Origin of the sequence: Streptomyces aquilus, from assembly GCF_003955715.1 — a bacterium.
Classification (GTDB): domain Bacteria; phylum Actinomycetota; class Actinomycetes; order Streptomycetales; family Streptomycetaceae; genus Streptomyces; species Streptomyces aquilus.
On sequence record NZ_CP034463.1, the window covers coordinates 4,319,934 to 4,342,504 of the forward strand.

At 70.7% G+C, this 22,571-nt stretch carries 25 protein-coding genes; 6 read left to right on the forward strand and 19 right to left on the reverse strand.

Annotation, left to right across the window (positions count from 1 at the left end):
- Positions 1-72: 72 nt before the first annotated feature.
- On the reverse strand, positions 73-825 hold the full coding sequence (locus tag EJC51_RS19835; RefSeq protein WP_126272319.1) for an MBL fold metallo-hydrolase: 753 nt from the start codon (positions 823-825) through the stop codon (positions 73-75).
- Between the two features lie 259 nt (positions 826-1,084).
- Between EJC51_RS19835 and EJC51_RS19840 the strand changes: the two genes are divergently transcribed.
- Positions 1,085-1,540 carry a type II toxin-antitoxin system PemK/MazF family toxin gene (locus EJC51_RS19840; RefSeq protein ID WP_126272320.1) on the forward strand — a complete coding sequence of 152 codons (456 nt, stop codon included), beginning with the start codon at positions 1,085-1,087 and terminating at the stop codon, positions 1,538-1,540.
- A gap of 4 nt (positions 1,541-1,544) precedes the next feature.
- Here the strand turns inward: EJC51_RS19840 and EJC51_RS19845 are convergent, their stop codons facing one another.
- The 8 genes from EJC51_RS19845 to clpS form a co-directional block, all read right to left on the reverse strand.
- Entirely contained in the window at positions 1,545-2,495 is a 951-nt protein-coding gene (locus EJC51_RS19845; protein ID WP_126272321.1) for a PLP-dependent cysteine synthase family protein, read from the reverse strand.
- A gap of 6 nt (positions 2,496-2,501) precedes the next feature.
- A complete protein-coding gene (locus EJC51_RS19850; protein WP_059192069.1) occupies positions 2,502-2,780 on the reverse strand; it encodes a MoaD/ThiS family protein in 279 nt (92 codons plus the stop codon).
- A gap of 110 nt (positions 2,781-2,890) precedes the next feature.
- The gene (locus tag EJC51_RS49390) at positions 2,891-2,986 is read right to left on the reverse strand and encodes a putative leader peptide (protein ID WP_324612360.1); all 96 of its coding nucleotides are present in this window, start codon (positions 2,984-2,986) and stop codon (positions 2,891-2,893) included.
- 88 nt (positions 2,987-3,074) lie between these two features.
- The gene (locus EJC51_RS19860; protein ID WP_126272322.1) at positions 3,075-4,097 is read right to left on the reverse strand and encodes a LacI family DNA-binding transcriptional regulator; all 1,023 of its coding nucleotides are present in this window, start codon (positions 4,095-4,097) and stop codon (positions 3,075-3,077) included.
- A 40-nt stretch (positions 4,098-4,137) separates the two neighbouring features.
- Complete coding sequence (locus EJC51_RS19865; RefSeq protein ID WP_126272323.1) at positions 4,138-4,560, reverse strand: M67 family metallopeptidase; 423 nt, start codon at positions 4,558-4,560, stop codon at positions 4,138-4,140.
- Between the two features lie 132 nt (positions 4,561-4,692).
- Complete coding sequence (locus EJC51_RS19870) at positions 4,693-6,132, reverse strand: amino acid permease (RefSeq protein ID WP_126272324.1); 1,440 nt, start codon at positions 6,130-6,132, stop codon at positions 4,693-4,695.
- A 323-nt stretch (positions 6,133-6,455) separates the two neighbouring features.
- Positions 6,456-7,058: a DUF2017 domain-containing protein gene (locus EJC51_RS19880; protein WP_126272326.1), complete on the reverse strand. Its 603-nt coding sequence runs from the start codon at positions 7,056-7,058 to the stop codon at positions 6,456-6,458.
- 11 nt (positions 7,059-7,069) lie between these two features.
- Positions 7,070-7,387: an ATP-dependent Clp protease adapter ClpS gene (gene clpS / locus EJC51_RS19885; RefSeq protein ID WP_097264689.1), complete on the reverse strand. Its 318-nt coding sequence runs from the start codon at positions 7,385-7,387 to the stop codon at positions 7,070-7,072.
- A gap of 57 nt (positions 7,388-7,444) precedes the next feature.
- Here clpS and EJC51_RS19890 point away from each other — a divergent pair, with 57 nt between their 5' ends.
- Together EJC51_RS19890 and EJC51_RS19895 are read left to right on the forward strand one after the other, a co-directional pair.
- Positions 7,445-8,794: a nicotinate phosphoribosyltransferase gene (locus EJC51_RS19890; RefSeq protein WP_126272327.1), complete on the forward strand. Its 1,350-nt coding sequence runs from the start codon at positions 7,445-7,447 to the stop codon at positions 8,792-8,794.
- Between the two features lie 92 nt (positions 8,795-8,886).
- Positions 8,887-9,477 carry an isochorismatase family protein gene (locus EJC51_RS19895; protein ID WP_126272328.1) on the forward strand — a complete coding sequence of 197 codons (591 nt, stop codon included), beginning with the start codon at positions 8,887-8,889 and terminating at the stop codon, positions 9,475-9,477.
- Between the two features lies 1 nt (position 9,478).
- Here the strand turns inward: EJC51_RS19895 and EJC51_RS19900 are convergent, their stop codons facing one another.
- Together EJC51_RS19900 and EJC51_RS19905 are read right to left on the reverse strand one after the other, a co-directional pair.
- Entirely contained in the window at positions 9,479-9,826 is a 348-nt protein-coding gene (locus EJC51_RS19900; RefSeq protein ID WP_126272329.1) for a hypothetical protein, read from the reverse strand.
- Positions 9,827-9,948: 122 nt separating this feature from the next.
- Complete coding sequence (locus tag EJC51_RS19905; protein WP_126272330.1) at positions 9,949-12,291, reverse strand: immune inhibitor A domain-containing protein; 2,343 nt, start codon at positions 12,289-12,291, stop codon at positions 9,949-9,951.
- A 403-nt stretch (positions 12,292-12,694) separates the two neighbouring features.
- On the opposite strand from EJC51_RS19905, the gene EJC51_RS19910 reads away from it, so the two are divergent.
- A complete protein-coding gene (locus EJC51_RS19910) occupies positions 12,695-12,973 on the forward strand; it encodes a hypothetical protein (protein ID WP_126272331.1) in 279 nt (92 codons plus the stop codon).
- Between the two features lie 28 nt (positions 12,974-13,001).
- On the opposite strand, the gene EJC51_RS19915 is transcribed toward EJC51_RS19910, so the two are convergent.
- Both EJC51_RS19915 and EJC51_RS19920 read right to left on the reverse strand, forming a co-directional pair.
- A complete protein-coding gene (locus EJC51_RS19915; RefSeq protein ID WP_126272332.1) occupies positions 13,002-13,637 on the reverse strand; it encodes an RDD family protein in 636 nt (211 codons plus the stop codon).
- Between the two features lie 89 nt (positions 13,638-13,726).
- Entirely contained in the window at positions 13,727-15,526 is a 1,800-nt protein-coding gene (locus EJC51_RS19920) for an RDD family protein (protein WP_126272333.1), read from the reverse strand.
- 213 nt (positions 15,527-15,739) lie between these two features.
- Here EJC51_RS19920 and EJC51_RS19925 point away from each other — a divergent pair, with 213 nt between their 5' ends.
- Entirely contained in the window at positions 15,740-16,153 is a 414-nt protein-coding gene (locus EJC51_RS19925) for an SsgA family sporulation/cell division regulator (protein ID WP_126272334.1), read from the forward strand.
- Between the two features lie 17 nt (positions 16,154-16,170).
- Here the strand turns inward: EJC51_RS19925 and EJC51_RS19930 are convergent, their stop codons facing one another.
- Positions 16,171-17,577, reverse strand: a complete 1,407-nt coding sequence (locus tag EJC51_RS19930; protein ID WP_126272335.1) for an FAD-binding oxidoreductase — start codon at positions 17,575-17,577, stop codon at positions 16,171-16,173.
- A gap of 92 nt (positions 17,578-17,669) precedes the next feature.
- On the opposite strand from EJC51_RS19930, the gene EJC51_RS19935 reads away from it, so the two are divergent.
- A complete protein-coding gene (locus EJC51_RS19935) occupies positions 17,670-19,106 on the forward strand; it encodes a tetratricopeptide repeat protein (RefSeq protein WP_126272336.1) in 1,437 nt (478 codons plus the stop codon).
- Here the strand turns inward: EJC51_RS19935 and nthA are convergent.
- The 5 genes from nthA to hppD all read right to left on the reverse strand — a co-directional run bounded on the left by nthA (position 19,069) and on the right by hppD (position 22,448).
- The gene (gene nthA / locus EJC51_RS19940) at positions 19,069-19,650 is read right to left on the reverse strand and encodes a nitrile hydratase subunit alpha (protein WP_126272337.1); all 582 of its coding nucleotides are present in this window, start codon (positions 19,648-19,650) and stop codon (positions 19,069-19,071) included. The genes EJC51_RS19935 and nthA overlap by 38 nt on opposite strands.
- Positions 19,640-19,933 carry an SH3-like domain-containing protein gene (locus EJC51_RS49180; protein WP_126272338.1) on the reverse strand — a complete coding sequence of 98 codons (294 nt, stop codon included), beginning with the start codon at positions 19,931-19,933 and terminating at the stop codon, positions 19,640-19,642. Before EJC51_RS49180 ends, nthA begins: the two co-directional genes overlap by 11 nt.
- Entirely contained in the window at positions 19,926-20,207 is a 282-nt protein-coding gene (locus EJC51_RS49185; protein ID WP_126272339.1) for an SH3-like domain-containing protein, read from the reverse strand. Before EJC51_RS49185 ends, EJC51_RS49180 begins: the two co-directional genes overlap by 8 nt.
- A gap of 88 nt (positions 20,208-20,295) precedes the next feature.
- Positions 20,296-21,150 carry a phage baseplate protein gene (locus EJC51_RS19955; protein ID WP_244362755.1) on the reverse strand — a complete coding sequence of 285 codons (855 nt, stop codon included), beginning with the start codon at positions 21,148-21,150 and terminating at the stop codon, positions 20,296-20,298.
- Positions 21,151-21,302: 152 nt separating this feature from the next.
- On the reverse strand, positions 21,303-22,448 hold the full coding sequence (gene hppD, locus EJC51_RS19960) for a 4-hydroxyphenylpyruvate dioxygenase (protein ID WP_126272341.1): 1,146 nt from the start codon (positions 22,446-22,448) through the stop codon (positions 21,303-21,305).
- Between the last annotated feature and the right edge of the window lie 123 nt (positions 22,449-22,571).

Consider the following 22,571-nt stretch of genomic DNA (forward strand, 5'->3'; position numbering starts at 1 on the left):
TCCCACGATGACCAAGGCCCCGGTACCGAGGAGGTACCGGGGCCTTCGCGTTCGTACGTCTCAGGTCTCGTCTCAGATCTCGTACGACACCCTCGGCGTCGCGAGTTCCACCGGACCGTCGAACACCGCGCGGGCGTCGGCGAGGTTGACCTGCGGGTCGGTCCACGGGGGGATGTGGGTGAGGACCAGGCGGCGGGCGCCCGCCCGGGTCGCCGTCTCTCCCGCCTCGCGGCCGTTGAGGTGCAGGTCGGGGATGTCCTCCTTGCCGTGGGTGAACGCGGCTTCGCAGAGGAACAGGTCGGTGTCGCGGGCGAGTTCGTCGAGGACGGGGGTCGTGCCCGTGTCGCCCGAGTACGTCAGCGACTTGCCGCCGTGCTCCACGCGGATCGCGTACGCCTCCACCGGGTGGGCCACGCGTTCGGTGTGGACCGTGAAGGGGCCGACGTCGAAGGTGGACGGCTTGACCGTGTGGAAGTCGAAGACCTCGCTCATCGAGGAGGCCGTGGGCGTGTCGGCGTAGGCCGTGGTGAGGCGGTGCTCGGTGCCCTCGGGGCCGTAGACCGGGATGGGGGCGCAGCGGCCGCCGTCGTGGCGGTAGTAGCGCGCGACGAAGTACGCGCACATGTCGATGCAGTGGTCGGCGTGCAGATGGCTGAGGAAGATCGCGTCGAGGTCGTAGAGACCGCAGTGGCGCTGCAACTCGCCGAGGGCACCGTTGCCCATGTCGAGAAGCAGCCGGAAGCCGTCGGCCTCTACGAGGTAGCTCGAGCAGGCCGATTCCGCGGACGGGAACGACCCCGAGCAGCCGACGACGGTGAGCTTCATGAAGCAGAAACCTCCGCTGGCGGGATGGAGAGAAGTGGGAGCGTCGGGGGTCGTGCGGTCCGTCGAGCGTAAGGCGCAAAACCCCCTGTCGCTCCTCCGCCAAGGGCTGTTGTGGGCGAACTCACCTGTGCGGCGCTGCCATCCGAGGTACCTCACGTTCAGCCGTTCGAGGCTTCGGCGCCCTGACCGGACGGCTGCGGCTGAAACACACGTGCGAGAAGGGCGCGCGGTGGGGATCGTGCGCCGGTAACGTCGTCGTATGGACACGTCCTGGTGGCTGGCGCTCGTGGCGGTGGTGCTGCTCGCGCTGGTCGCCACGCTCGTCGACGGGTGGGGGCGGGGGCGCCGGCCGGAGGGGCGACGTACGCGACCGCCCGGGCGGCCGGGCACCCGGGGCGCCGGCGCGCGGCCGCGGCCCGCGGAGATCTGGTGGGCGATCGTGCCGTACGAGGACGGGCCTGGTGCGAAGGACCGGCCGTGTCTGGTGCTGGCGGTGCACGGGCGGCGGGCGGTCGTCGCGAAGATCACCAGCAAGTACCACGACGAGCGGGCGGGAGTCATTCCGCTGCCGCCGGGCTCCGTGGGTGATGCCCACGGGCGGGCGAGTTTCCTGGAGACGGACGAGCTGCGCGAGGTGCCGGTGTGGGACTTCCGGCGCCGGGTGGGGGTGGTGGACCCGGTCCTGTGGGACCAGGTCCGTCACCTCGCCACTTAGTGGGTCACGCCCAGAGCTGGCCCTGGAGCGTCTCGATCGCTTCTTCCGTCGTCGTCGCCGTGTACACACCCGTCGACAGGTACTTCCAGCCGCCGTCCGCGACGACGAAGACGATGTCGGCCGTCTCCCCCGCCTTCACGGCCTTCTTGCCGACGCCGATCGCGGCGTGCAGCGCGGCGCCCGTGGAGACGCCCGCGAAGATGCCCTCCTGCTGGAGGAGTTCGCGGGTGCGGGTGACCGCGTCGGCGGAGCCGACCGAGAAGCGGGTGGTGAGGACGGAGGCGTCGTACAGCTCGGGGACGAAGCCCTCGTCGAGGTTGCGCAGGCCGTACACCAGGTCGTCGTAGCGCGGCTCGGCGGCGACGATCTTCACGTCCGGCTTGTGCTCGCGCAGGTAGCGGCCGACGCCCATCAGGGTGCCGGTGGTGCCGAGGCCCGCCACGAAGTGGGTGATCGAGGGGAGGTCGGTGAGGATCTCCGGGCCGGTTGTGGCGTAGTGGGCGCCCGCGTTGTCCGGGTTGCCGTACTGGTAGAGCATCACCCAGTCGGGATGCTCGGCGGACAGCTCCTTGGCGACGCGTACGGCGGTGTTGGAGCCGCCCGCGGCCGGGGAGGAGATGATCTCGGCGCCCCACATGCCGAGCAGGTCCCGGCGTTCCTGCGAGGTGTTCTCGGGCATGACGCAGACGATGCGGTAGCCCTTGAGCTTGGCCGCCATGGCCAGCGAGATGCCGGTGTTGCCGCTGGTCGGCTCCAGGATCGTGCAGCCCGGCGTGAGGCGGCCGTCCTTCTCCGCCTGCTCGATCATGTGCAGGGCCGGGCGGTCCTTGACCGAGCCGGTGGGGTTGCGGTCCTCCAGCTTGGCCCAGATGCGGACGTCCTCGGACGGCGAGAGCCGCGGCAGGCGCACCAGGGGGGTGTTGCCGACCGCGGCGAGCGGGGAGTCGTAGCGCATCGAGGATCAGGCCATGCCGCCGGCCACGGCCGGCAGGATCGTGACGTTGTCGCCGTCGGCGAGCTTGGTGTTGATGCCCTCGAGGAAGCGGACGTCCTCGTCGTTGAGGTAGACGTTGACGAAGCGGCGCAGCTCGCCGCCGTCCACGATCCGGGCCTGGATGCCCGCGTGCCGGGTCTCCAGGTCGGTGAAGAGCTCGGCGAGGGTGTCCCCGGTGCCCTCCACGGCCTTCTGGCCGTCGGTGTACGTGCGGAGGATGGTCGGGATGCGGACCTCGATGGCCATGGTTGCGGGCTCCTGTCGGATGGTGTTCGGGTCGGTGGGCGCACGGCAGCGCGGTACAGCAGAGGTGAGTGGCGCCGCGGCTCACGGCCGTACGGCGGCAGGGAGCAGCGTCAACAGATGGCGCTGGCGAGCCTGCACAGGTCGACGTGCAGCCGCGCCACGAGCAGCGTGCCCGGCGTCTTCTCGCTCACGTCGTGGGAAACCATGCGGTCATCGTATCGATTCCCGGTCCGGGTCCCGGAGTGTGATCCCACATGGTGGACGGATTCCGGCCGGAGGGTGAGACGGCACAGCTCAGGCGGACGCGCGCACCGTCAGTCGGGTGGGTACGACGACCGCGGCCGGCTCCGTCGCCGGGTCGAACAGCAGCCGGGCCAGCAGACGGCCCATCTCGGCGACGTCCTGGTGGACGGTGGTCAGCGGCGGGTCGGTGGACTCGGCGATCTCGGTGAGGTCGTCGAAGCCGACGACGGCCACGTCGTCCGGTACCCGGCGGCCGCGCTCCCGCAGGACGTCGAGGGCACCGGCGGCCATGAGGTCGGAGGCGGCGAAGACGGCGTCCAGGTCGGGGCACCGGTCGAGCAGCGCGGTCATGGCGCGGGCGCCGCCCTGCCGGGTGTAGTCGGCGCGCTCCACGAGCTCGGGCGGGGCGTCGGGGAGGACGTCGCGGTAGCCGGCGAGGCGTTCGGCGGCGGAGTGTTCCTGGTCGTGCGGGCCGGTGACGGTGGCGATGCGGCGGCGGCCGAGCGAGACGAGGTGCCGGACGGCCTGGCGGGCGCCGCCGCGGTTGTCGCCGTCGACGTAGGGGTGGGCGCGCACGGTGTCGCCGTCGCGCAGCAGGGGTCGGCCGCCGAAGACGGCGGGGATGTCGAGACGGTCGGTCATGCCGTGCAGGCGGCCGCCGGGGTGCAGGGAGAAGAGGATGGCGCCGTCGACATGGCCGCCGCCGAGGTAGTCGGCCACGCGGGCGAGGTCGTCGGGCTCGTCCAGGAAGAGCAGGACGGCCTGGGCGCCGTGCCGGGCGAGTTCGCGGCGGATACCGCGCAGGAGGCAGTCGAAGAACGGGTCGAGGAAGAGCCGGCCGTCCGGCTGGTCGGCGACGACCGCGACGGCTCCCGTGCGGTGGGTGACCAGTTGGCGGGCGGCCTGGTTGGGGACGTAGCCGAGTTCGGCGATGACCCGCCGGACCTCCTCGACGACCTCGGCGCGCACCTTGGGCTCGCCGTTGATCACCCGCGAGACCGTGGACCGGGACACCCCCGAGCGGCGGGCGACGTCCTCGATCGTGGGGCGCTGTCCGTGCGGCCGTCGCGTCAACACCGTCTCCGATCCGCCGAGTTGGTCGGGCCTGCGGTGATCAGTATGCCTCGACGATCTGCACGTCCTCCTCGGTGACCTCGCCCTCGACGATGCGGTAGGAGCGGAACTGGAAGTCGCCGAGGCCGTCGGTGTCGGCGGTCGAGACGAGGACGTAGTGGGCGCCGGGCTCGTTGGCGTAGGAGATGTCGGTGCGCGAGGGGTAGGCCTCGGTCGCGGTGTGGGAGTGGTAGATGACCACCGGCTCCTCGTCGCGGTCGTCCATCTCGCGGTAGAGCTTGAGCAGGTCGCCGGAGTCGAACTCGTAGAACGTGGGCGACATGGCCGCGTTCAGCATCGGGATGAACCGCTCGGGGCGGTCCGATCCGGCCGGGCCCGCGACGACGCCGCACGCCTCGTCGGGGTGGTCCTTGCGCGCGTGCGCGACGATCTGGTCGACGAGGGCCTGGGTGATGGTCAGCATGTCCGTCAGGATAAGCAGAGGGGCCGCCCCGTACCGACAGGTGGTACGGGACGGCCCATATGCCGGACGCCTTGAGCGGCAGCGACAGGGGGTTCCACGAAAACTCCCTGGGCTGGACGTCCTCGGGAGTGGTCAGCCGACCTTCTCGAACTCCGGCTCGCGGCGCTCGGCGATCTGCGGGTTGCGGCTCTTGAGGGCGACCCAGCCGATGCCCAGCGCGATCGCCCAGCCCGCCATCACGTACAGGCAGACGCGGGAGTCGGCGTCGTACGCGATGAGGCCCGTGACGAAGAGCAGGAACACGATGGCGACGTACGAGCACTTCGCGCCGCCCGGCGCCGGGAAGGACGAGGCGGGCAGCCGGCCGGCGTCGACCGCGCGGCGGTACAGCACATGGCTGACCAGGATCATCAGCCAGGTCCAGATGCCGGCCGCGGTGGCCACCGAGGTGACGTAGCCGAAGGCCTTCTCCGGGACGATGTAGTTGAGGACCACGCCGATGCCCATGAAGGCGACCGAGACCGCGATGCCGAGGGCCGGGGTCTTGGTGGACGACAGCTTCTTGAAGACCGCGGGGGCCTCGCCGCTCTCGGCCAGGTTCCGCAGCATGCGGCCGGTGGAGTACATGCCGGAGTTGCAGGAGGACAGCGCGGCGGTGAGGACCACGAAGTTCACGATGCCCGCGCCGGCCGGGATGCCGATCTTGGCGAAGGCGGCGACGAACGGGCTGACGCCCTCGCCGAACTCGGTCCACTTCACCACGCACAGGATGACGGTGAGCGCGCCGACGTAGAACAGCGCGATACGCCACGGCAGCGTGTTGATCGCCTTGGGGAGGGTCTTCTCCGGGTCCTCGGACTCGCCGGCGGTGACGCCGACCAGCTCGACGGCGAGGTAGGCGAACATGACGCCCTGAAGGGTCATCAGGGACGAGCCGACGCCCTTGGGGAAGAAGCCGTCGAAGGCCCACAGGTTGGAGACGGCGGCGGTGTCGCCGGCGGAGCTGAAGCCGAAGGTGAGCACACCGAGACCGATGACGATCATGCCGATCAGGGCGGTGACCTTGACCATCGAGAACCAGAACTCCAGCTCGCCGAAGAGCTTCACGGAGATCAGGTTGACCCCGAAGAGGATCACCAGGAAGACCAGGGCGGTCACCCACTGCGGGATGTGCGGGAACCAGTAGTTGACGTAGATCGCCGCGGCCGTGAGCTCGGCCATGCCGGTCACGACCCACATCAGCCAGTACGTCCAGCCGGTGAAGTAGCCGAAGAACGGGCCGAGGAACTCGCGGGAGTACTCCGCGAAGGAGCCCGAGACGGGGCGGTAGAGCAGGAGCTCGCCGAGCGCCCGCATGATGAAGAAGATGATCACGCCCGCGAGGGCGTACATGAAGATGAGGCTGGGGCCGGCCTTGGCGATGTTCGCCCCGGCTCCCAGGAACAGTCCGACGCCGATGGCGCCGCCGATCGCGATCATCTGGACCTGGCGACTGCCGAGGCCACGCTCGTAACCCTCTTCGGAGGTGCCGGAGGTGTTCTCCGGACCCTTGTCGACCTGAGCGGAGGTCATGTGTGTGGTGCGCCTTTCTCCATACCGAACCGGGCCTCTCGTCGGCCTCGGATCGGTTCTCGATCCCCCCGGATACTGGAGCTTTCTGCCTGGCCGGTGGTTACCGGCTCGGTGGCGCACCCGACCGAACATACGGGTGGTGTTCGTCGGGCGGTCGTGAAGATTTATCACGGCCGCAATATTGATCACCTGTGCGAGATGTGACGCAGGACACAGGGAGAAGCGGACAAAAGACCGCCCGGGTGGACATACGAGGCCGCCGCGGTGACGCGATCGTTATCCGGATTTGAGCGTCCGCTGAGCGAACATAAAACCGTCACAAACTACGGCAGAAGCGTGGAGACCAGCGTCTCCTGCAACCCGCCCAGCCACAGATACGCCATCACCATCGGCTTGCGCGGATCCTCGTCCGGCAGCCGGTAGAGGAGGTCCGTGTCCTCCTCGTCGGTGATCTCCAGCCTCGAACCGATCGCGAGACGCAGGTCGTTGAGGGAGCCCAGCCACTGCCGGGACTCCTCCGTCGACAGCTTCAGCACCGCCCCGCCGTCGCCCACCGGGCTCAGCGCGTCCAGGCTGCGGATCACCGCGAGGGCGTTGTCGCGCTTGCCGGCCCTGAGGTCGTTCTCGGTGTAGCGGCGGAACTCGGACGAGTACGCGCGCTGCTCCTCGGCCTCCTTGGCCTCCGGGGTGCCCTCGGGGTCGCTGTAGGCGTCCGGGAAGAGCCGCTTGAGCACCGGGTCGGAGGGCGGTTCGCTCGGCCCTTCGGCGAAGAGCTCGGCGAGCGGGTCGTCCGAGGCGTCCTCGCCGGGTCCGGGGCCGATGAGCTCCAGGAGCTGGACGGCCAGCGACCGGATGATGGAGATCTCGACGTCGTCGAGGGCGACGGCCGCGCCGCCGCCGGGGAGCGGTTCGAAGGTGCCTGGCATCAGAGGGATCGCTACTTCCGGTCCTGCTGGAGGGTGGCCCACAGTCCGTAGCCGTGCATCGCCTGCACGTCGCGCTCCATCTCCTCGCGGGTTCCGCTGGAGACGACCGCCCGGCCCTTGTGGTGGACGTCGAGCATCAGTTTGGTGGCCTTGTCCTTCGAGTACCCGAAGTAGGTCTGGAAGACATAGGTCACGTAGCTCATGAGGTTGACCGGGTCGTTGTGGACGATCGTGACCCAGGGGACGTCCGGCTCGGGGACGGCGAAGACCTCTTCCGCCGACTCGGTGCGTTCGATCTCTACGGGAGCGGGTGACGTCACAGAGCCCATGCTGCCACGGCCTCCACAAATCGTCACACTGACGCGAAGGGGTGTAGCATCCCTGCCATGAACACAGCGGACCTTGGGCTGCCGGTGGACGTTCCCTCGACGGCGCTCTTCACGGATCAGTACGAGCTCACGATGTTGCAGGCCGCGCTGAAGGCCGGTACCGCCGAGCGGCGGAGCGTCTTCGAGGTCTTCACCCGGCGGCTGCCGGACGGGCGACGCTACGGGGTCGTGGCCGGGACCGGGCGGGTCCTGGACGCCGTCGAGAACTTCCGCTTCGACGCGGGCGTCCTCGGCTTCCTGCGGGAGCGCGGCATCGTCGACGAGCCGACCCTTCAGTGGCTGGCCTCCTACCGCTTCTCGGGGGACATCTGGGGCTACCCCGAGGGCGAGGTCTACTTCCCGGGCTCGCCGATCATGCGGGTGGAGGGGTCCTTCGCCGAGTGCGTGCTGCTGGAGACCGTGATCCTCTCGATCCTCAACCACGACTCCGCGATCGCGGCGGCCGCCTCGCGCATGTCGGCCGCCGCCGGTGGCCGCCCGCTGATCGAGATGGGCGCGCGCCGCACCCACGAGCTGTCCGCCGTCGCCGCCTCCCGCGCCGCCTACGTCGGCGGCTTCGCCTCCACCTCCGACCTCGCGGCCGGCTTCCGCTACCACATCCCCACCGTCGGCACCTCCGCCCACGCCTTCACCCTGCTCCACGACAACGAGCGGGACGCCTTCCAGGCCCAGGTGAACTCGCTGGGCCGGAACACCACCCTGCTGGTGGACACCTACGACGTGGCGAGCGCGGTGCGCACGGCGGTGGAGGTGGCCGGGCCCGAGCTGGGCGCCGTGCGGATCGACTCGGGGGACCTGCTGCTGGTCGCGCACCGGGTGCGGCAGCAGCTGGACGAGCTGGGCGCGCGGGACACGAAGATCATCGTGACCTCGGACCTCGACGAATACGCCATCGCCTCGCTCGCGGCGGCGCCCGTGGACGCGTACGGCGTCGGCACCCAGCTGGTGACCGGCTCCGGGCACCCGACCTGCTCGATGGTCTACAAGCTGGTCGCCCGGGCCGAGTCCGCCGACCCCAAGGCGCCACTGGTGCCGGTGGCGAAGAAGTCGTCCGGCGGGAAGACGTCGATCGGCGGGCGCAAGTGGGCCGCGCGGCGGCTCGACGAGGACGGGATCGCGGAGGCCGAGGTCGTCGGCACCGGGCCCGTACCGCCCGAGCTGGTCGACCGGCAGCTGCTGGTGGAGCTGGTCAAGGGCGGGGACGTGGTGGCACGGGAGTCGCTGGACGTCGTACGGGACCGGCACGCGGCCGTGCGGGACGGGCTGCCGCTGTCGGCGACGCAGCTGTCGCGCGGGGAACCCGTCCTTCCGACGGAGTACGTGCACGGGCGGTCGGGTAGCCAGTAACGGTGCGCCCGCCCGCAGTGTCACAAGCCGTATCGCCGGACCGCCGAAGTCTCTAGGCTCGTAAGTTCACCCATAGTCGAAGGACACCCACCATGCGCCGCGCCTTGATCGTCGTCGACGTCCAGAACGACTTCTGCGAGGGGGGCAGCCTCGCCGTGGCCGGGGGTGCCGATGTGGCCGCCGCCGTCACCGAGCTGATCGGACAGGCGGCCGGCTCCGGCTACCAGCACGTCGTGGCCACCCGCGACCACCACATCGCCCCCGGCGGCCACTTCGCCGACAACCCCGACTTCGTCCACTCCTGGCCCGCGCACTGTGTCGCGGGCACCGAGGGCGTGGGCTTCCACCCGAACTTCGCCCCGGCCGTCGCCTCCGGCGCCATCGACGCGGTCTTCGACAAGGGCGCCTACGCGGCCGCCTACAGCGGCTTCGAGGGCGCCGACGAGAACGGCGTCCCGCTGGCCGACTGGCTGCGCGCCCGGGAGGTCACCGAGGTCGACGTGGTCGGCATCGCCACCGACCACTGCGTGCGGGCCACCGCGCTGGACGCGGCGCGGGAGGGATTCCGTACCCAGGTGCTGCTGGACCTGACGGCGGGTGTCGCGGCGGAGACCACGGACCGGGCGCTGGAGGAGATGCGCGCGGCGGGCGTGGAACTCACCGGGAAGCCCGTCGTCGCCTGACTCAGGCGGGTGCCGCCGGGCGCCGCAGCAGCGCCCGGATCGGGTGCCACAGCTCCTGGGCGAGCTCCGGGCCCGCCGCCACGACAGCGTTGTCAGGGGCCGTCCGCCATATCAGGCCGTCCGGGTGATGGAGTACGGCGGTGATCTCGTCCGGCGTCGGCGGGGCCGCGTTGCCGCGCAGGTAGACGGCCCGCAGCCCGAGGTTGCGCAGCCTGGTCAGGGCGCGCGCCCGGTTCTGGGCGTGGACGAGGACACGGACGCAGTCCGTGCCGTCGGCGGCGGGTCTGGGCAGGTTCAGCGCCACCACCACGCTGCCGGTCGGCAGCTTGCAGAAACCTCCTGCGGCCATGCAGTCACACCCCCGTGTGCACCGGTGTCAATAAGAGAGTCATCAGGTGGCACCTAAACACGATCGGCGGCGACCCGCCAGGGGGTCGCCGCCGATAGTCTTCTGACCTGCGGAAATGCGAACTACTTCACCGCGGGGCCGACCTCGAGGGAGATCGTGGAGCCGTTCTTGGCCTCCTTGACGATCTTGATCTTGGTGTTGGTGTCAGTGACCCGGACGCCCGCGAAGGGGGTCGCCTCGTCGTAGTAGGTGCTGGTGTGGTCGTTGAAGACCGGCACCCCCTTCGACGACGGGATCCTGGTCGCGACGTCCGCCTTGTGCAGCGTCATGCCGTCCGTGCGGTACAGGCTGAACGGCGAGTCGTAGGACTGGAGGCGGCTGCTCATCGCCGTGCCGTCGGCCCACTTCAGGGCCTTCGCGTGGGAGTCGATCGGCAGGACGAGACCGGTGCCCGGGTGGGCGCTGGTGTTGTTGTCCGCCTGGGAGGTGTCCCACTTCCAGATCAACAGGCCGTTCTGGTAGGCGTAGTGCTCGACCCAGCTCGGACGGGTCGTGGAGAAGCCGAAGTTGTACGGGCCGACCTTCAACGTCTTGTCGTACGACACGTACTGGCGGTTCTCCGCGATGTAGTACTGCGCGTAGTCCTTGCTGAAGGACGCGCCCACGCGGGAGAAGCCCTTCGCCGTCCAGGCCGCGTCCGCGGTCTCGGCGTCGTCGCTGAACAGGGCGGCGCCGTCGGCGGTCACGGAGATCCGGTCGGCCGTGAAGCCCTTGCCGGCCACACCGCCGTCCGAGGAGTAGCGGAAGCGCACGTCGATCTTCTGGCCGGCGTAGGCGTCCAGCGGGAACGACAGCTTCTTGTACGTCTCCGAGGAACCGGTCAGCACGGGCTGGCCGCTGGCGTCCTTCGGGAGGGCCGTGCCGTCCGCGGTGCCGTCGACGGGCGTCCACTTGGTGCCGCCGTCGGTGGAGACCTCGGTGTAGACGTAGTCGTAGCCGGCCTCGGTGTCCCACCAGCCGTCCAGGGTCAGCGTCGCCGCCGACTTGCCGGTGAGGTCCACGGAACGGGACAGCGTGTTGTTGAGGCTGTTGCCGCTGCCGCTCCACCACTGGGTGGCGCCCTGGGCCGGGGTCACGATCTCGGTGGTGACCGCCTTCTTGGGCAGTTCGACGACCAGACCCTGCTTGTTCTTCGTGTTGTACTCGGCGACGCCCAGCCGGTGCTTGGACTTGGTCGCGGCCTTCGCCACGTCGTAGTCCAGCCAGCCCAGTTGGAGCTTGTCCCAGGCGGTCATGTCGCCGGGCAGGTCACCGATGGCGTCCTTGCCGGTGCCGAGCCAGGAACCGGAGGACATCAGGGTCCAGAAGCCGGTGGAGTTGTCACCGCCGCCGGAGGTGTCGTAGTGGTCCGGCAGACCGAGGTCGTGGCCGAACTCGTGGGCGAAGACGCCGAGTCCGCCGTTCTCCGGCTGGATGGTGTAGTCGCCGACCCAGATGCCGGTGTCGCCGACCTGGGTGCCGCCGAGCAGGTTGCCCGAGGGGCCGGAGTTGCCGGCGTCGGTGCCGAAGGCGTACCAGCGGTGCGCCCAGATGGCGTCCTCGCCCTGCGCGCCGCCGCCCGCGGACTCGTCCTCACCGGCGTGCACGATCTGGAAGTGGTCGATGTAGCCGTCGGGCTCGTTGAAGTCGCCGTCGCCGTCGAAGTCGTAGCGGTCCCACTGGTCGAACTCGGCGAGGTCCGCCTTGATCTGCGCGTCGGTGCGCCCCGCTGCCTTCTGCTGGGCGACCCAGGCCGTGACGCCGTCCTGCACCGCGTTCCAGGCGCAGGTGTCACAGGAGTTCGAGCCGTAACGGGCCTCGTTGTAGGGGACCTTGACCCAGTCGGTGACCTCGCCCTCGACCGAGTAGCGGCCCGAGGACTGCTTCTCGTAGTAGGTCTTCATCGACGCGGTGCCGTCGCCGAAGTAGAGGTCCTCGTAGTGGGCCGTGTTGTAGTCCGCCTGCCACGCCGTGGAGTTGTCCTGGGCTCGGTCCGGCTGGGCTATCTCGTTGTGGGCGGGGCCGGCCGTGCCGCCGTAGCGGGGGTCCGTCTTGTCGCCGAACTCCACGAGGATCGTGAAGATCTTGTCGGTGCGCTCCCGGCCCAGCTCGACGTACTTGCTGTCGCCCTTGCGGCTCTTGAGCGCGACGACCTGGGAGCCGTGGCGCTGCTGCACCTTGGCATCGCCGGATATGACCTGCTTGAGCGCCTCTTCGCGCTGCGCCTCCTGGGTCTTGGAGAGCGGGCCGTCGAAGTCGTGTTCCTGCGTGGTCTTCGCCGGCTGCGGGTCGGTCCGGTTCGCGGTGGCCGACTGAGGGGCGGCGGTGCCGGCCTGGGCGACGGCGGACGTGGCGAACGTCGCGGTCGCGGCGGCCAGCGCGACGGTGGTCGCCGCCGCTCTGAACATCCAGGATCTACTGGTCACTTGAGGTCCTCCCCCGCGTTCGGGCGCGCGGGGGCAGGAGGGGTCCTGGTCATGGAGGGTCCGCGCGCGCGTGATCAACGCGTGTAGTCAAGTGACGTCATTTGACTAGAGGTTCAGAAGAAAAGACAGACCTTGACCTGAGCAGGACAATTGCGCTATGCGGAGTTGGTGTCCGCTTTACGAACACCTCGTGTACCGGTCAACCGGCGCTCGACGCCGTCCACTGGATGGACGGCATGACTCCGTGCGCCCCCCGTGCACCGGTACTGTTGGTTAGGTCACGCTTACTGTTCGTTCCGCTCGGGCATGCACGCGAATAGAGTCGGTTGGCGGAACGTTCGAAATTCGGCGGAAAGCCAGGCCGACACCCCCGTGGACCCCCACTTCCGAGGACACGATTGCCATGCCTCGTCCGACTGCCGCACAGCTCGCCTACGGTTCGTTCACCGTGATCTTCTCGACGCTCGCCATGCTGCTGCTGTCACAGACGAGTTCGGGGCTCGGGATCGCGGTCATCGCCGTCTCGGCGCTCGCGCTCGGGCTCCTCGTCGCCATGACGGTGCCGATCCCCAAGTCGCGTGTGGTCGCGGTGCAGAAGCCCGCCGAGGTCGCCGCGGCGGCCCCCGCGACGGCCGAGGAGCCCGTGGCCGCGGTGGCCACGAGCTCCCGGAAAGCTGCCTGAACCCGGCGTACGGCGGTGACGGTGGCGGTCAGCCGGTGCTGACCACCACCGTCTTCGCCGCTTTGTCGTGCAGCCCCTGCTTGTAGGGCTTGTCGAAGAAGCTCCAGCCGCCCGAGATCGCGGTCCAGACGCAGGCGCAGCAGAACGCGAACGGGATCCACAGCACCAGGGAGCGGACCAGGACGGTCTGCACGGAGGGCGTGGAGCCGTTCTCCAGGTTCGCCACCCGCATCTTCAGCCACTTCTTGCCGAGCGTCTGACCCGACTTGGTGATCATGAAGGTGTCGTAGCCGATGTAGAGCAGGGCGGCGACCAGCGACTGCGCGAAGGACTTGCCGTACTCCACCTTGTCGGCGTTCACGTCGTACTCGTTGACCCCGAAACCCCAGGTGAGCAGGGCGACGACGATCCCGACCAGGATCATGTCGATGATCCGCGCGAGCGTGCGCCGGCCGCTGTCGGCGAGCGGGGGCATGCCGGCGAGGGGGTCGGCGGGATAGCCGCCACCGCCGTAGGGGCTGCCTCCGCCGTACGGATCACCTCCGTACGGCGGGGGCTGACTGCCGTACGGCGAACCGGAGTCGCCCGACGGCGGGGGCTGCTTCCTGAACGGGTCGTCTTCCGGCGGCTGCTGACCGGAGCCGGGGGGCGGTTCGCTGCTCATGGCCCGAGTCGACCGCGAACCCCCGGGCTCCGCATCCGGCGAGCGGCCGTCCGGAGTACGGAATCGGCTGCTCCGTCTGTCGTATGCGACTATCCGGCTACGAACGTATGTGCGGCCTTGTCGTGCCAGCACTGGCGCCACGGCTTGTCGAACAGGCCCCATACGACGCCCACGACACCGATCGCGAGCAGGCCGGGGACGCTGTAGACCAGCCAGCGGCGCAGGGCCGCGCCGAAGGACGGGGGTTCGCCGCCCTCGATGTCCCGCACCTCCAGGCCGAGCAGCTTCTTGCCGAGGGTGCGGCCCCACTTGGCGGTGGGCAGCGCCTCGTAGAGCACGCCGAAGAGGAGCAGGACGGCGAGGATGACGCCGAGATACGTCGACGTCGTGCCGTCCAGCAGCCAGACGGTGACGGTCTCGCCGCTGAGCTTCGCCGCGTCGATCTTCTCGTCGACGTGGTCGAGGGCCTTGGTGCCGAGCGGTACGGCCGCGACAGCGGTGACGCCGAGCACCACGACGGTGTCCAGCAGCCGCGCCGCCAGCCGCTTGCCGAGGCCGGCCGGACGGGCGGAGGCCTGACGCCGGGCGGCGGCCTGGAAGATGTCGTCGACGGGCGGCTTCCAGGGCACGACGGGCTGGTCCTCCCCCGACGCCCCGGCCAGCCGATGCACCTGCTGCGCCCAGGAGGGCTGCCCACCGCCGGGGCCGCTGCTCATAGGGGCGGAGGCGGGGGTGGGCTGCTGCGGGACGGAGGGCGCGGCGGGGGCGGCGGCACCGGCGGCCGGGGTGGGCTGCTGGGGGCCGGAGAGGGCGGTCGGGGCGGCGGAGGCGGGGGCTTGAGCAGCGGCACCTGCCTGCGCCTGCGAGGCGGCGGCCCGCTCGGCAGCGGCCTTGCCGGCGCCGAAGCCGGGGGTGTTGGGGGCGGGGGCGCCGGAAGCTGAGATGCCGGGGCCGGTGAAGGCGGGGGTGCCGGACGCCGGGGCGCCGGGACCACCGGAGGCTGAGGCGCCGGACGTGGAGGCGCCGGGGCCCGTGAAAGCGGGGCCGCCGGAGCCGGAAGAGCCCGGGGTGCCGGACGCTGAGGCGCCGGGACCACCGGAGGCGGGGGCGCCCGACGTGGAGGCGCCGGGGCCCGTGAAAGCGGGGCCGCCGGTGCCGGAGGGGCCCGGGGTGCCGAACGTGCCCGCCGTCGGACCGGCCCCGTGTGCGCCGCCCGTGCTCCCTCCCTGCGCCCCGCCCTGCTGGGCCGTGCGCGGGGGGACCGCCCGGAAGGTCATGGTCCCCTCGTCACCCACGGGGCCACCGGGGCCGGGGACACCGGGAGTCGCGGCGCCGAAGGCCGGTCCACCGGACGCGCCCGCGCCGCCCTGCCCGGAATCCCCCTGCTGTCCCGTCGTAGGCCTGCGGAACACGAACGTGTTGCCCGACGGGACGTCAGAGGCGTCCTGGGCGGGCGGGATCGTTGCCGTGCCGTCCGTGCTGGACGTCTCGGACGGGACGCGGGGGTCGGGGCCGGTCGGTGCTCCCCAGGAGACGCGGCGGTCCTGGTCGCCGCCGAAGCCGGACTGGTGTCCCCGGTCGGCGCCCCAGGCCGACGCGGGCTCGGGACGGCTGCCGTGCTGCGCGTCGGACGGGGAGGCCTGCGGCCGCGGGTCCTCGTCGAAGAAGTGCGGGCCCGTCTCCTCCACGGGCGGCACCGCGCCCCCCGTACCCGAACCCGTACCCGAACCCGGCGGTGTCGGCGGGGTGCCGTCCGTCGGGGCCGGGCGGCTGGTGCCCGGGACCCAGGCGGCGCCGTTCCAATAGCGGACGTAGCCGGGGATGGACGGGTCCGGGTAGTAGCCCTCGCGGGGCCTGTCGTCACCGGGGGCCGGGGTTGGGGCGCTCATGTCCGTCGTCCCGTATCTGCTCGGGGGTGAATAGAGGGGGCTCCACATCTATCAGACCGGCGCAACCCTCCACCGCCAGTCCCACCGGACCCATACGTTCGAGGGTCCGGAAAAAAAGTTCTCCGAACCCGCGTAATGCTTCCGCCCCCTCCCCGCTCTCCACCCGTGCGGGCCCACCACAGGGCCGCGCACGAGCGGAGAGGAACGACCGACATGCACTACACCGTGGTGGAACGCGAGCTGGAGCTCAAACTCATCCTGTCACCGGAGCGCAGCATCCCGGTGCCGGCCCGGCTGAGCTACCGCACCGACGATCCGTACGCCGTCCACGTCACCTTCCACATCAACTCCGACCACCCGGTGAACTGGACGTTCTCCCGCGAGCTGCTGGTGGAGGGGGTGTTCCGGCCGTGCGGGCACGGTGACGTGCGGGTGTGGCCGACGAAGGCGGAGGGCCGCAGCGTCGTCCTGATGGCGCTGAGTTCACCTGATGGGGACGCGCTGCTGGAGGCGCCCAGCGCCCAGGTGTCCGCCTGGCTGGAGCGGACGCTGCGGGTGGTGCCCCCGGGGACTGAGGGCGAGCAGCTGGGGATCGACGACGCGCTCGACCAGCTGCTCGCCCAGTGAGCCGGCATCGCGAAGGGTCAGAACAGCTTGCCCGGGTTGAGGAGGCCCAACGGATCGAAGACCTGCTTGATCTGCCGCTGCATCTCCACCCCGACGGGCCCGAGCTCGCGCGCCAGCCACTCCTTCTTCAGCACGCCCACCCCGTGCTCGCCGGTGATCGTGCCGCCGAGCTCCAGGCCGAGGGCCATGATCTCGTCGAAGGACTCGCGGGCGCGCCGGGACTCGTCGGGGTCGGCGGCGTCGAAGCAGACGGTGGGGTGGGTGTTGCCGTCGCCGGCGTGGGCGCAGACCCCGATGGTGAGGTCGTACTTCCCGGCGATCCGCTCGACCCCTTCGAGCATGTCGGCGAGCCGGGAGCGGGGCACGCACACGTCGTCGATCATCGTCGTGCCCTTGACCGCTTCCAGCGCGGTCAGCGAGAGCCGCCGGGCCTGGAGGAGGAGCTCGGACTCGGCGGCGTCGTCGGCCGGGACGACCTGGGTGGCGCCGGCGGCCTCGCACAGGGCGCCGACGGCGGCGAGGTCGGCGGCCGGGTCCGGGGTGTCGAAGGCGGCGAGCAGCAGGGCCTCGGTGGTCTCCGGGAGCCCCATGTGGGCGATGGCGTTGACGGCCTTGACGGTCGTACGGTCCATCAGTTCGAGGAGGGACGGGACGTGCCCGCCCGCCATGATCCGGCACACGGCGTCGCAGGCCGCGGCGGCGGAGGCGAACTCGGCGGCCAGCACCAGCTGCTGCGGCGGCTGGGGCCGGAGGGCGAGGATCGCCTTGACGACGATGCCGAGGGAGCCCTCGGAGCCGACGAACAGGCGGGTGAGGTCGTAGCCGGCGACGCCCTTGGCGGTGCGCTTGCCGGTGGACATCAGGCGGCCGTCGGCGAGGACGACGTCGAGGCCGAGGACGTACTCGGCCGTCACCCCGTACTTCACGCAGCACAGGCCGCCGGAGGCGGTGCCGATGTTGCCGCCGATGGTGCACATCTCCCAGCTGGAGGGGTCCGGCGGGTAGTAGAGGCCGTGTTCGTTGACCGCGCGGGAGAGGGTCGCGTTGATGACGCCCGGCTCGACGACGGCGATGCGCTCGACCGGGTCGATCTCCAGGATGCGGTCCATCCTGGTCAGGGACAGCACGATGCAGTCGTCGGTGGCGTTGGCGCCGCCGGACAGCCCGGTGCGGGCGCCCTGCGGGACGACCGGGACGCGCAGTTCCGTGGCGACGCGCATGACGTGCTGGACCTGCTCGACCGTGCGCGGCAGGACGACGACGGCGGGAGCGCCGGCCGGGCAGAAGCTGGCCATGTCGTTGGCGTAGGAGGCCGTGACGTCGGGGTCGGTCAGGACGGCCTCGGCGGGCAGGCCGGCCAGGAGCCGGTCGACGAGGTTTCCGGTGACTTCGTCTCGTGGCGCTTCGATACGGCTCATGATCACAGCGTCGCACCCGGGGCCATCGGTGTGAACCCCGTCCGCACCGGCCTTCGCATACGGGGATGTGGTCGTCGTACTGACGCACAGTGAGCGCCATGGAGAACCAAGAGGAGGCCCGGCGGGGCGGACGCGTCGGCCGCTGGGGACTGGTCGCCGCCCTCGCCGGGTGTCTGGTGCTCGGCGGGACGCTGATGGTGGTGCCGGTGCAGCGGACGGGCCCGCGGGCGGCCGTGCCGCCGGCGCCGGGCGCGCAGGCGCTCACGGCGGTGTCGGCGGGGGTGCCGGCCGCGCTGCCGGACCTCGCGGTGCTGATCGGTGAGCGGGAGACGCATCTGCGGAGGAACCCGCGGGACGCCGAGTCGTGGGCGCTGCTCGGGGCGGCGTACGTCGAGCAGGGGCGGCGGACGGCGCAGTCGGCGTACTACCCGAAGGCCGACCGGGCGCTGCGGACCTCGCTGCGGGTGGAGAGGAGCGCCGCCGCCTACGACGGAATGGCGGCGCTGGCGAACGCGCGGCGGGACTTCCGGGCGGCGCGGACGTGGGGTGAGGCCGCGCGGAAGCTGGACGCGAAGCGCTGGACGACGTATCCGCTGCTGATCGACGCCTACACCGGGCTCGGCGACTGGAAGGCCGCGGGGCGGGCGCTGGAGCGGCTCCAGGAACTGCGGGGCGGGCCGGCGGTGATGGCGAGGGCCGGGGCGGTGTACCGGGACCGGGGCTGGCGTGAGGACGCGATGGCGCAGCTCTCCGACGCGGCGGCGGGCGCGAAGGCGCCGGCCGAGCGGGCGGCGTACCTGGAGCGGGTGGGGCAGCTGGCCTGGGAGCGCGGGGAACGGGAGGTCGCCCTGCGGAACTTCCGGGAGGCGGTGCGCTTCGACCCCGACCTGCGGGCCGCGCAGGCCGGGCAGGGGCGGGCGCTGGCGGCGCTGGGGCGGACGTCGGAGGCGCTGAGCGCGTACCGGTTGGCGCTGACCAACCAGCCGAGCCCGCAATACGCCTTGGAACTGGGTGAGTTGTACGAGTCGCTGGGGCTGCGGCAGGCGGCGCGGGCGCAGTACGACCTGCTGCGGGCGCGGGTGCGCAGCGCCGCCGCGGGCGGGGCCGACGAGGAACTCGTGCTCGGGGTGTTCGAGGCCGACCACGGTGATCCCGCGTCCGCTGTACGGCGGTTGCGGGCGGAGTGGCGGCGCCAGCCGGGGATCGCGGTGGCCGACGCACTGGGGTGGGCGCTGCACCGGGCCGGGGAGGACGAGGAGGCACTGCGGTACGCGGTGCGGGCGACGGACAAGGTGCACGGGGGCGGCGTCCGCAGTGCGCTGTACGCCTTCCATCGAGGCATGATCGAGCGGGAGTTGGAGCAGCAGGGGCCCGCGCGACGGCATCTTCAGGAGGCGCTGCGGATCAACCCGTACTTCTCGCCGCTCCATGTGCGCGCGGCTCGGGAGGCGTTGACGGAGCTGGGCGCCGAACCGTCCTCGGAGGTACCGGAGTCGGTCACAGGGCAGCCGTGCCGATCAGCGCGTTGCGCGTGACCAACGCCGCCAGCTCCTCCTCCGCCAGCCCCTCCGTACCCTCCGGCCTGCGCGGCAGGACCATGTAGCGGCTCTCGGCGCTGGAGTCCCACACCGTGACGGCGACGGTGTCGGGCAGCTCCAGGCCGAACTCCCGCAGCACGGACCGGGGTTCGCGGACCACCCGGGAGCGGTACGCCTCGGACTTGTACCAGCTGGGCGACGGACCGAGCAGGCGCAGCGGGTAGCAGGAGCAGAGGGTGCAGACGACGACGTTGTGCGTGTCGGCGGTGTTCTCGACGACGCGCAGGCGCTGGTACGAGCCTTCCATGTAGCCGAGTTCCCGCACGGCGGCCGTGCCGTCGGCGAGGAGGCGGGACCTGAAGGCCTCGTCGGTCCAGGCACGGGCCACCACCCGGGCGCCGTTCGCCGGGGCGGAGGAGGCGAGGAAGGCGTCGATGGCCTCGTCCACCCGCTCTCCGGTGATCAGGCCCTTCTCCTCCAGCAGGGTTTCGAGGCGCCGTACCCGCCGGGCGATCGTCGCGTCCAGGTGCTCACCGGTCACGGTCGGGGTCCTCCTCCAAGTAGCTTTCCCACAGGTCCAGTACGACGTGGTGGTCGCCCTCGCCCCACAGGTCACGGGCCGCGAAGCGGACCGCGTAGATCTGCTCGACCGGCGCGTCCCCGCGGCCCTGTGCGCTGATGTCGGCGAGCTCCGCGGGGCCCTCGGGCTCGACGACCACGCCTCGCTTGCCGCGGGCGTAGCGGGGCAGACGGGTGTGGTGCGGCGGGTCGTGGGGGAAGGTGCGGACCCGGGTGCCGGGCGGGAAGCGGTCGCCGTCAGTCATCCAACTCGCCCCGTTCCAGCACGCCCTTGGCCTCCAGCAGGGTGACGATCGCGGTGAACCAGCGCTCGTAGTACGAGGCCGCCAGGTACTCGGCGGGCGGCATCGACTCGATGGCGTCCCGGAACTCGTTGGTGTTGAACAGGCCTTGGGCGCGCAGGGTGTTGAAGAGGCCGACGACCCGGGCCTCCCAGTCCGCGTGGAAGGGTTCGGTGTCGTCGGCGGTGTCGATCGCGCCGAAGCCCTGGGTGCCGCCCACGTCGTTGATCCTCGCCATGGGGCCAGCCTACGGCCGTACGACGACGGTGGCTCGGCTACGACGGTGGCTCGGCTACGACGGTGGCTCGACTACGACAGTGGCTCGGCTAGGCCAATGGCTTGGCGTACAGGGAGAACCGGCGGGCGCCGGCCGCGCCCGACGCGAGGCCGAGGTAGAGGCCCTTCCCGGTCCGGTGGCGGACGGCGAGGCCCTCCGGCTCGCGGTGGGTGAGGGAGCGGCCGGCCTGAGTGCGCATGCGCTGGAGCAGTTCGCCGGTGGTGAGGTCGACGCAGGAGAGGTGGGCGTTGCCGAACTTGGCGGCCGGGTTGGTTTTGGGGTCGTAGGCGGTGCCGGCGAGTTGGTAGAGGTGGTCGCCGTGCAGGGCGTACCCCTGGAAGGGGATCTTGGGGTCGGGGTGCGGGGCGGGCTGGGCGATGTCGGTGATGGGGTCGTCGTACGCGCGGTGGACGAAGGCGTCGAGGTCCCAGACCCGGTAGCGGGGCTTGCCCTTGATGCGGTAGCGGACGGCTATGCGCTTGCTCGCCATGCAGACCGTGGGCTGGTTGTTGGTCGAACCCGGTATCGGCTTGCGGGTGTTGACGTCCGCGACGGTGCGGGTGGCGCCCGCGGCGAACTGGAAGCGGGTGACGGACTGGCCGTAGCCGCGCTTCGCCTCGCTCTCGGTCCAGATCCACACCTTGCCGTCGGCGGCGTTCTGCACACCCATGCTGACGCCGTGCCCGAAGCCCTGGAGGTGCATGTGGCCGAGCAACGTGCCGTCGTACTCGAGCTTGTTGAGGCAGAGGTTGCCGGCGCCGATGCCGCCGCGGCGGACCTGGAGGACGTACAGGTGCTGGTGGACCTCGTCGAAGGCGAAGGACTGGAGGACCGTGCCCTCGTGCAGGGCCTTCTCCTTCAGCCGGCGCTTCGCCGGTACGTCGAGGTCGACGCGGTCGGTCACGGTGGTGCTCCCCGGGTGCCACGGACGCCCTGACGGCATCCACAGGACCAGAGAGTGTCAACTCCCGTTCACCGGTTTCAAGATGATGCGAAAGCGCTTGTGGATTCACGGCACTTTCACAGGTTGCAGCGGCGTCACAGGTTGTCGCGGCTTCACAGGTTGCCGCGGCGGGCCTGCTCGCGTTCGATCGCCTCGAAGAGGGCCTTGAAGTTGCCCTTGCCGAAGCCCATCGAGCCGTGCCGCTCGATGATCTCGAAGAACACGGTCGGCCGGTCCTGGACCGGCTTGGTGAAGATCTGTAGCAGATAGCCGTCCTCGTCGCGGTCGGCGAGGATCTTCAGCTCACGCAGGGTCTCGACGGGGACCCGGGTGTCGCCGACCCACTCGCCGAGGGTGTCGTAGTACGAGTCGGGGGTGTCGAGGAACCGGACCCCGGCCGCCCGCATGGTCCGTACGGTCTCGACGATGTCGCCGGTGTTCAGCGCGATGTGCTGGACGCCGGCCCCGCCGTAGAACTCCAGGTACTCGTCGATCTGGGACTTCTTCTTGGCGACGGCGGGCTCGTTGATCGGGAACTTGACCTTGAGCGTGCCGTCGGCGACGACCTTGGACATCAGCGCGCTGTACTCGGTGGCGATGTCGTCGCCCACGAACTCCTTCATGTTCGTGAAGCCCATGACCTTGTTGTAGAAGCCGACCCATTCGTTCATCCGGCCGAGTTCGACGTTGCCGACGCAGTGGTCGATGGCCTGGAAGGTGCGGTGGGCGGGCGGCTCGACGAGGGGGCTCGCGGCGACGAAGCCGGGGAGGTAGGGGCCGTCGTACTCCGCGCGCTCGACGAGGGTGTGGCGGGTCTCGCCGTACGTGGCGATCGCGGCCAGGACGACGGTGCCGTGCTCGTCCTTCAGCTCGTGGGGTTCGGTGACGCTCGTCGCGCCGTCATCGATCGCGTAGGCGTACGCGCGGCGGGCGTCCGGGACCTCGATGGCGAGGTCGACGACGCCGTCGCCGTGCTCGGCCACGTGCCGGGCCAGGAAGTGGCCCCAGGTGGTGGCGGGCTTGATGACGGAGGTGAGGACGAACCGGGCGGAGCCGTTCTCCAGGACGTAGCTCGCGGTCTCGCGGCTGCCGTTCTCCGGTCCGGAGTAGGCGACCAGCCGCATGCCGAAGGCGCTGGAGTAGTAGTGCGCCGCCTGCTTGGCGTTGCCGACGGCGAAGACGACCGCGTCCATTCCCTTGACCGGGAAGGGGTCGGCCCGCCGGGCGGTGTCGGGGGTCTGGTGTGTGGTCTGCGTCATATAGGCAGCGTTCCCCCGTGGCGGCAAGATGAGCAATGGAATGCGAATTCGCTGGACAATCTGTCCGATGCCGGGTCCTTGTCGGCAGGCTCTCTGTACAGGATGACCACCGGGAAGGGTGAC

Bases quoted from the DNA above. Each gene is read 5' to 3' on its own strand.
- EJC51_RS49390 (WP_324612360.1), bottom strand. From the start codon at position 2,986: ATGGTTTCCCACGACGTGAGCGAGAAGACGCCGGGCACGCTGCTCGTG.
- EJC51_RS19935 (WP_126272336.1), top strand. From the start codon at position 17,670: ATGGAGAACCAAGAGGAGGCCCGGCGGGGCGGACGCGTCGGCCGCTGG.
- EJC51_RS19840 (WP_126272320.1), top strand. From the start codon at position 1,085: ATGGACACGTCCTGGTGGCTGGCGCTCGTGGCGGTGGTGCTGCTCGCG.
- EJC51_RS49185 (WP_126272339.1), bottom strand. From the start codon at position 20,207: ATGGCGAGGATCAACGACGTGGGCGGCACCCAGGGCTTCGGCGCGATC.
- EJC51_RS19850 (WP_059192069.1), bottom strand. From the start codon at position 2,780: ATGGCCATCGAGGTCCGCATCCCGACCATCCTCCGCACGTACACCGAC.
- EJC51_RS49180 (WP_126272338.1), bottom strand. From the start codon at position 19,933: ATGACTGACGGCGACCGCTTCCCGCCCGGCACCCGGGTCCGCACCTTC.
- EJC51_RS19880 (WP_126272326.1), bottom strand. From the start codon at position 7,058: ATGCCAGGCACCTTCGAACCGCTCCCCGGCGGCGGCGCGGCCGTCGCC.
- EJC51_RS19870 (WP_126272324.1), bottom strand. From the start codon at position 6,132: ATGACCTCCGCTCAGGTCGACAAGGGTCCGGAGAACACCTCCGGCACC.
- EJC51_RS19920 (WP_126272333.1), bottom strand. From the start codon at position 15,526: ATGAGCGCCCCAACCCCGGCCCCCGGTGACGACAGGCCCCGCGAGGGC.
- EJC51_RS19890 (WP_126272327.1), top strand. From the start codon at position 7,445: ATGAACACAGCGGACCTTGGGCTGCCGGTGGACGTTCCCTCGACGGCG.
- EJC51_RS19900 (WP_126272329.1), bottom strand. From the start codon at position 9,826: ATGGCCGCAGGAGGTTTCTGCAAGCTGCCGACCGGCAGCGTGGTGGTG.
- EJC51_RS19835 (WP_126272319.1), bottom strand. From the start codon at position 825: ATGAAGCTCACCGTCGTCGGCTGCTCGGGGTCGTTCCCGTCCGCGGAA.
- clpS (WP_097264689.1), bottom strand. From the start codon at position 7,387: ATGGGCTCTGTGACGTCACCCGCTCCCGTAGAGATCGAACGCACCGAG.
- EJC51_RS19910 (WP_126272331.1), top strand. From the start codon at position 12,695: ATGCCTCGTCCGACTGCCGCACAGCTCGCCTACGGTTCGTTCACCGTG.
- hppD (WP_126272341.1), bottom strand. From the start codon at position 22,448: ATGACGCAGACCACACACCAGACCCCCGACACCGCCCGGCGGGCCGAC.
- EJC51_RS19845 (WP_126272321.1), bottom strand. From the start codon at position 2,495: ATGCGCTACGACTCCCCGCTCGCCGCGGTCGGCAACACCCCCCTGGTG.
- EJC51_RS19915 (WP_126272332.1), bottom strand. From the start codon at position 13,637: ATGAGCAGCGAACCGCCCCCCGGCTCCGGTCAGCAGCCGCCGGAAGAC.
- EJC51_RS19865 (WP_126272323.1), bottom strand. From the start codon at position 4,560: ATGCTGACCATCACCCAGGCCCTCGTCGACCAGATCGTCGCGCACGCG.
- EJC51_RS19895 (WP_126272328.1), top strand. From the start codon at position 8,887: ATGCGCCGCGCCTTGATCGTCGTCGACGTCCAGAACGACTTCTGCGAG.
- EJC51_RS19925 (WP_126272334.1), top strand. From the start codon at position 15,740: ATGCACTACACCGTGGTGGAACGCGAGCTGGAGCTCAAACTCATCCTG.